General features: G+C 69.9%; 1 protein-coding gene. It reads right to left on the bottom strand.

Going from position 1 to position 604, the window contains the following annotated elements; translation table 11 throughout:
* Positions 1 to 604: acyltransferase family protein (locus BKG76_RS25105; RefSeq protein WP_407937645.1), on the bottom strand; the 604-nt coding region annotated here is incomplete at both ends.

Genomic DNA, 604 nt, shown 5'->3' with positions numbered 1-604 from the left:
GGTCGTTGTCGGCCTCCAGCGCACTCGGGCGCATCGGCAGCTTGGCGACCGGTCGATTCTCGATGAGCGCCTGCGCGCCCGGATAGTCGCGGATCGAGAGCATGCCGAGTTCGGCACCGCTGGCTCGAGCGTGCGCGACATGCCCCTGCCACATCAGCGAAGTCGCCACGAGCACCCCCGCCACCAACGCGACGACCGCACCCGACACCATCCACATGCCCGGCCACCGACGCCAGGGCGGCTGGGCCCGTCGCACGGTGAGCAGCGCCAGCACCACCGCGACCCCCAGGATCACAATGCCGTCAGTCAGGCCCACGGCATCGTCGTTGACGGTGGCCAGCCAGAAGATCAACAACGGCCAATGCCACAGATACAGCGGATAGGCCGCGGCCCCGACGGCGACCAGCGGGGCGCTGCGCAAGTATTCACTCGTCCTCGGTGGTGTGCCCCCGGCAGCGCTCACGATCACCAGTACCGTCGCCGTCACGGGAATCAACGTCCACATGCCCGGGGACTGCACGGCCCGGTCGGTGAGCGCACCGCACACCAGGTTCGCCGCGACACCGACGGCAGCCGCACCTCCTCGCACCCAGCCGGGCCACCG

This window comes from Mycobacteroides franklinii (assembly GCF_001853795.1).
In the GTDB taxonomy this organism is placed as follows: Bacteria; Actinomycetota; Actinomycetes; order Mycobacteriales; family Mycobacteriaceae; genus Mycobacterium; species Mycobacterium franklinii.
The sequence above is the reverse complement of the archived record's forward strand: the minus strand, read 5'-3'. Positions and strand labels throughout refer to the sequence as shown.